At 36.6% G+C, this 6727-nt stretch carries 6 protein-coding genes; 1 reads left to right on the top strand and 5 read right to left on the bottom strand.

Annotation, left to right across the window (positions count from 1 at the left end; translation table 11 throughout):
* Positions 1-1178 precede the first annotated feature (1178 nt).
* The 5 genes from V7149_RS22130 to V7149_RS22110 all read right to left on the bottom strand — a co-directional run bounded on the left by V7149_RS22130 (position 1179) and on the right by V7149_RS22110 (position 4147).
* Complete coding sequence (locus tag V7149_RS22130; protein ID WP_335347750.1) at positions 1179-1379, bottom strand: phosphate starvation-inducible protein PhoH; 201 nt, start codon at positions 1377-1379, stop codon at positions 1179-1181.
* 241 nt (positions 1380-1620) lie between these two features.
* Positions 1621-1953 (bottom strand): chaperone CsaA, encoded by a 333-nt coding sequence (gene csaA, locus V7149_RS22125; protein WP_335347749.1) that lies wholly within the window; start codon positions 1951-1953, stop codon positions 1621-1623.
* A 21-nt stretch (positions 1954-1974) separates the two neighbouring features.
* Positions 1975-2889, bottom strand: a complete 915-nt coding sequence (locus V7149_RS22120; RefSeq protein WP_335347748.1) for a DMT family transporter — start codon at positions 2887-2889, stop codon at positions 1975-1977.
* Between the two features lie 93 nt (positions 2890-2982).
* Positions 2983-3684 (bottom strand): AraC family transcriptional regulator, encoded by a 702-nt coding sequence (locus tag V7149_RS22115; RefSeq protein ID WP_335347747.1) that lies wholly within the window; start codon positions 3682-3684, stop codon positions 2983-2985.
* Between the two features lie 331 nt (positions 3685-4015).
* Positions 4016-4147: a hypothetical protein gene (locus V7149_RS22110; protein ID WP_335347746.1), complete on the bottom strand. Its 132-nt coding sequence runs from the start codon at positions 4145-4147 to the stop codon at positions 4016-4018.
* 359 nt (positions 4148-4506) lie between these two features.
* Here V7149_RS22110 and V7149_RS22105 point away from each other — a divergent pair, with 359 nt between their 5' ends.
* A complete protein-coding gene (locus V7149_RS22105; RefSeq protein WP_335347745.1) occupies positions 4507-6396 on the top strand; it encodes a Xaa-Pro dipeptidyl-peptidase in 1890 nt (629 codons plus the stop codon).
* The last annotated feature ends 331 nt before the right edge of the window (positions 6397-6727 follow it).

The following is a 6727-nucleotide window of genomic DNA, read 5'->3' as shown; positions in this document are numbered from 1 at the left end:
CTATTGCAATAACCCCAAATATTATAAACATTACTAACCTCCATATATTTTTATTTTTGTCGTGTAATAATACTAATGTGCATCATCTCAATTTTTTGCATTACTTTTTTATTAGACATTAATTCGTCAAAGCTTATTTTATAGTAAATGCTCTTCCTTTTGTGATTTCTTATTGAACAAACCTGCCCTTTAGTTTAAGTACATCTCTTCACAATTTCACATAAATATCCAGTTTTGTTTAAAGTCTTTTTCCATTAAATGGACCTATTATGAAAAAGGACGCAAATCCTTATTCCGGATAAGCGCCCGATTGTGGAAGATCGTTTTTCAACTAAAGCCCCCCTGTAATTGAAGTATAGGAACGAAAAAAATGCAGGTTTACAGCGTTAATAAATTGTCTCTATATAAAGGTTTTTATTCAGATAACACCCCCATAACGTTTGCTGCAAAATCTTGAAAAGTTTTATTGCAGCTTTGTTTATATACCTTTGCATAAAAAGCTGTATAAACAATATTCAAAGGAAAACCCAAGAATTGTTGTTTTCGCATCATTTCTTGGGTTTTTGTGTCTTCCCAAACTTTCATTTGGGAACGTTATTATGAATAAAACTACATACTCTATAAATTTTTACTACACTACAACATCCTTAAAACCTAATTGTTTTTTTAGGGGGTGTCTTTGGAATTTCTATTAACCTTGCGACATTCTTGCCTTTATTAAATCTCACCTTGTTTAGCCAATAAACAAAAGCATCTGTTCGATAAGAAACACCATAGGTAACATTTCCATCTTCCTCATATTCAAACCAATAAGGATGTTGGTTGTCCCTATTATAAAGCCATTTCCAAAAGTCCCTTTGTAATTAATTAATATTTCTTCCTACTTTTGCAGGACAAATCATATACTCTATATCATCTTCATAATCAAATCCGACTTTAACAATCATAATTCATCTTCCCTTTCTATCTAGTGAATTTTGCAAGACGTAGACTATTATAAATTTCTGACACGCCTATAATAACATATATATTCTATTGTTTTTTTGTTAGGTATTAAAGCTCCCAAAGCGTCGTTTGGTAACCTTTCATAAAAGAATGGTATTCAATAATATGGCCCTTAAATGGCAAAAGCACTTTCCTTATTACAGAAAAGCGCCCGATTGTTTAGGTATAGTTCTTCACAAAAATCTAGGAAGTAACAAATACACAACAAGGAAGAGACTCACGATCCCCCAAACTGTGGTTCCCGCTATCCTCCAAACTATGGATTGGGTAGCTGAACTTTGATGGACCTCATTTTCCATATTTCTTGTTATAAAAGCAAGAACAACAAATCCGATTATGATGAACCCAACAGCTATCCAAGATAATAAATCCACTTTTTATCCCCCTTTGTTGTGAATTACCTTCTAAACCTGCTACGTAGTTCAAATACATTCCTTCGCAATTTTTATACGTTTCATAGTGCAAAAAGTTTCGAACACTTAATCAACAATATGGCCCTAAAATGGAAAATGAGCGTTTATCCTTGTTCAAGGAAAGCGACCAATAATTGAATAAAAATCAGTTTCTATTAGCGTTTTTAGGAATAAATAGGCATCCCTTTTTTAAAGTCAAATATTATGAGATGCATGTTCCATTTGTAACTGGCTCATCGGGTTTTAAAAGAACAACATCCCCCTCTTCCGGAACCCCCCCTATTACCAATACCTCAGATTTAAACCCTGCAATACGCATTGGAGGGATATTAACTACTCCTACCACCTGACGCCCACAAAGTTGTTCAGATGAATATCTTCGTGTAATTTGAGCCGAAGAATGTTTTATACCGATCTCTTCTCCAAAATCAATTTGTAGTTTTATAGCAGGTTTTCTTGCTTCAGGAAAAGGTGTGGCGTTAATAACCGTGCCTACACGAATATCTAATTTAAAAAAGTCCTCAATTTTTGCCATAGAAATATAACCACCTTTTAATCATTTTTTTAATATTACTCTTTTCTGAACCATCTTAATCTCCTTTTGACCACTAGAATTTTTGGACGACCATATTAATATTCCGATTCCTAGCATTAAGAGGAAAATCCCAAACCAAGAAGTGATAGTTAAGTATTCATCTACTATTAAAACCCCTAATAATGCTGCTGTTAATGGTTCTGCTAACGTGAGCGTCACAGCATTGGATGATGAGACATGGATAAGTCCTTTGGCAAAAAGTAAATATGCGATCCCAGTCGCCACAATTCCAAGTTGAAGACTTACACTTACACCTCGGAAACTCATTATCCAAGACATATCAAAAATAAATAAAAACGGAGATAAAAAAATTGCACTAAGAGTGAAAATGACTGCTACTACTGATAAAGACGAATGGTTTACAACCAAATTTCTACTGATAATCGTATAACTTGCAAAGGATAACCCAGCCCCTAATGACATTAAGATTCCAACAGGATCTAAATATGCTGATTCTTTGTTACCAAAGAGCAATAGACAACCTAAGATAGATAAAAAAGTAGAATACCACCAAACTTTAGAAGGACGAATTTTTAAAAATAACCATTCTATGAGACCTGATAAAATCGGCGCACTCCCAATGGCTACTACTGTTCCAATGGCCACTCCTGTAATTGAAACTGCAGAGAAAAATAATGGTTGATACAATGCCATACTCAAAGAAGCTAATATTGTTGTCTTGACTGGCCAATTTGTAAAGTTGAATTTTCCTGTTATTAGAACAATTATGACTAAAAATATTCCTCCGACTGCTAAGCGAGTAGCCCCGATCACAATCGGGTGTGCCGTTTCTGGTGCAAGTGCCTGTGTTGTACCCGTAGTCCCCCAAAGTATTGCGGCAAGTAATACTAAAAAAGGAGCTAATTTCTCCTTCATTTTGTTCACCTCAATAAAAAAAGATAAAAAGAAATATAAACTTATAATAGAAAATTCCATGAAAAATTTTCTATACCAAGTTTAATATACTTTTTATCTATTATTAAGAATTCTAAATTTTTGTGGAGGTAGCCCCTCACAACGGACAAACCATCTAGAAAACGACGAAGAATTCTCAAAACCTAATTCTTCACTAATCTTCGACATGGACCATCCTGTTGAAATCAAAAGTTGTTTGGCCTCATTCAAACGAAGTTCAGATATATAAACTTTTGGGCTTTTACCAGTTTTATCCTTAAACCAAGCGGAATAATATACTGGATGGTAATGCTCTATCTTTGCTAAAGTTTCTAGTCTAATTGACTCTTTATAATGTTTATGAATGTATTCAATAGAAAGTGGCTTAGAAATTTGAAGTTTGCTGGTAACATATCTTGTCAAATCTACTAAGGAGGATGTGCTTTCCTGACTCTTCGCCTCTTCCAATAACAAATATCGGATAGAACCCCATTGTTTATCCAACCGTATGTACATGTCACTCGTATTCTCTGGCAAATATTGTATTGGAATATCTAAAATTAAGAATTCATTTCTATCCATAGAACGGTAATTATGTTCTAACTTGGGAGGCATATAAAAACAATAAGCTGGGTTAAGATTGATTTCTTGCAACTTCGTTTGTATATCTAGGGAGCCTTTTAATGGAAATAGAAATTGTCCAAACTCATGTTGGTGAGAAGTAAACTCTCTAGTATAGGATCTTTTTTCACATGTTACGTGGTTTACAGTTTTCATTTTTCATCCCCTCACTATAAATTATATTATAGTCCTATAAATAGATGTAAGAATATTTTTCCTCCATTAAATGGCCCTTTAATGGAATAATCGAATCACTTGTAGCCTTGCTTTTAGAAGGCTGAGACCATCTTTTAATATAGTTAAAGATAAGGAAAATAACACCGTGCTACCACACCGTGTTATTTTTTTATCGAATCAAGTAGCATGCACCTTTGAATGCGGAACGCTGCAAGTCATTCGAATGCTACAGACATTGCTGGAAACCCACCTGCAATCACCGCATCACCGTAAACTCCCTCCCAAGTACAGTCGGGAGATCATTTCCGAATCACTTGCAGCTGCTTTCGGAAGGCTGAATCCATCTTTGAATAAAGTTAAAGACAACGAGAGTGCATCTCTGAATATAGACGGCAATCACACCCCCAATCTTTTTCGGGAAGAACGCCCGAAAATGCGTCATTGTTCCCTCCCCCACAAAAGATTGGCCACTTTTTTTTTGCACAAAAATACGATTTTATCAAAGTTATATCCTTATATTCTGGAATACTATAAGTGAAATTGAAGCTTTGATAAAATTGGTTTTAAAAACATCGCAAATAGCGAAAAAGAAGAAATAACATGACTAGACTCTGATTCATTTCGACATAAAGATCTGTCATCCTTCAAAATACCTAATAACTTCACACTATCGTCAAATATTGTAGGTATAAATGTTTATATCATATTTAATTAAGTATTATGAAAATTGGTAACTTATACACTACTGGGGAATCCCCCCATATCCTACAATTGAATTTAATAGGGTAGAGGAGGGATTTAATGGGAAAGAAAGCGTTTTCTCTAGTAACCACTTTAGTAATAACGATTGCATTAACTCTATCATCTGTGAATTATACAAATGCGGAAACAGTAGCAGCAAAGAAGAATCAAGAAATAAACTCATTGGTAAATGTAAAATCAGAAGCGAAATATTCTTACAAGGATGCCATCCGCGAGACCGTTTTTGTACAATCAAGCCTTGACACGGATGGAAACGGGGTTCCTGATCGAATTGCTGTAGACATCATCCGGCCGAAAGAATCCGACACAGGGCTGAAGGTACCTGTGATTATGGATGCCAGCCCCTATTATGAAAGCTTAGGTAGAGGCAATGAAAGTGAAGTAAAGGGCAAAGATAAAGACGGGAATATTGAGAAGTTTCCGCTTTATTATGATAATTATTTTGTTCCAAGAGGATATGCAGTTGTCTTGCCGGATATGGTAGGAACCAACCAATCGGATGGCTGTCCAACTACCGGCGGTTATGAGGAAATTGAGAGTATTAAAGTTGTGATCGATTGGCTCAATGGAAGGGCAAAGGCAGTTGATAAAAATAATAACGAGGTAAAGGCATCGTGGACAACCGGTAATGTGGGGATGATTGGTAAATCATATGATGGTACATTAGCAAATGGTGTGGCAGCTACAGGAGTAGAAGGCTTAAAAACAATCGTTCCGATTGGTGCGATTAGCAATTGGTATAATTATTACCGCTATGCAGGGCTTACATACTATAATAATGGACCTGGTGGATTAGCAAGCAGGGTCGTTAACAGTTCCCGGAAAGCAACTTGTCAGCATGTGTTCGATCGCGTAAATAAAGAGGCAGATGACGCCACCGGTGACTACAATGATTTTTGGAATGAAAGAAACTATGTGAAAGATATCAAAAAGGTGAAAGCCAGTGTCTTTGCCATCCACGGTTTAAATGACTTAAACGTGAAGATGAACCATTTCAATTACTGGTGGGAAGTACTAAATAAAGAGAATGTCCCTCGTAAGCTTTGGCTTACACAAACGGGCCACGTGGATCCATTTGATTTCCGCAGAGCAGAGTGGGTAGATACGCTGCATCGCTGGTTTGATTATTGGCTACTAGGCTTGCAAAATGGCATCATGGATGAACCTGCTGTCGATATAGAAAGAGCAGCGGATGTTTGGGAAAACCATGCATCATGGCCGGATAAAAATGTTAAATCAACTAAAATTCGCTTTGCACCTGGGGAAAACGAAAATTCACCTGGAGTTTTAACAACTGGTCCGGTAAAAGGAAACTTTACTCAAACCTTTACAGACAATCCGAGGCAAACAGAAACGGCGATGGTCACAAATGAAATGACCGTAAAAAGCGACCGTTTAGTATTCCTATCAGAACCACTAAGCGAGGATGCCCGCATGAGCGGTGTACCGGAAATTTCGCTTCGAGCAACAGTAGATAAGGATAATTCCAATTTGTCTGTGATGATTGTGGATTATGGAATGGACACTAGGGTAAATCATACGGGAAGTGGAGAAGGAATCAGAACATTAACTACAAATACCTGCTGGGGAGAAAGTACGGAGGCAGATAGCGCCTGTTATAGAGAAACAGAGAAGACGTTCCGTACAGCACCATATGAAATTGTCTCTAGAGGCTGGTTTGATCCGCAAAATTGGAAATCACTTTTACAAACAGATCCTTTAAATCCAGGAAAAAACTACAAATTTGAGTGGGGCGCATTGCCACATGACTACGTCTTTAAGAAAGGCCATCGCATCGGAGTCATTATTGCAGGAAGCTCATATCAGAGGACCATTCCTTCCGCAACTGGGGCCACCTTCAATGTCCATCTTGGCCAAAGCGTTATAAACCTGCCAATCGTTGAAGGCAAAAAAGGCGTTAATTTTTAATAGCAAGCTGTACCGTCAATTCCACAAATGATTAACTGAAGGTTAGATTTGTTCCTATGTAAATCAGTATCCCTTTGAAGGCTCCTGGGTTTTAACATTTACTTACTACTCACCTATCTGTCTAAAAAAAGAGGTAGTACCCAATGGGTATTACCTCTTTAACTATTATTCTTTTTTTTCCATTACCAGGGCCATCGCGGCGAGGAACATAATTATACAAATATCTGTTGGATATTTATTCAAGAATATGGCCCTTTTCTGGAACAAGTTTTTTTGCCCTGAGTAAAAAATAAATTCACCTCTGTTGTCACAATATATTATGGAGGTGATT

Source organism: Bacillus sp. JJ1503 (assembly GCF_036965125.1).
Classification (GTDB): Bacteria; Bacillota; Bacilli; order Bacillales; family Cytobacillaceae; genus Cytobacillus.
This window is presented reverse-complemented; position numbering and strand designations above follow the sequence as displayed.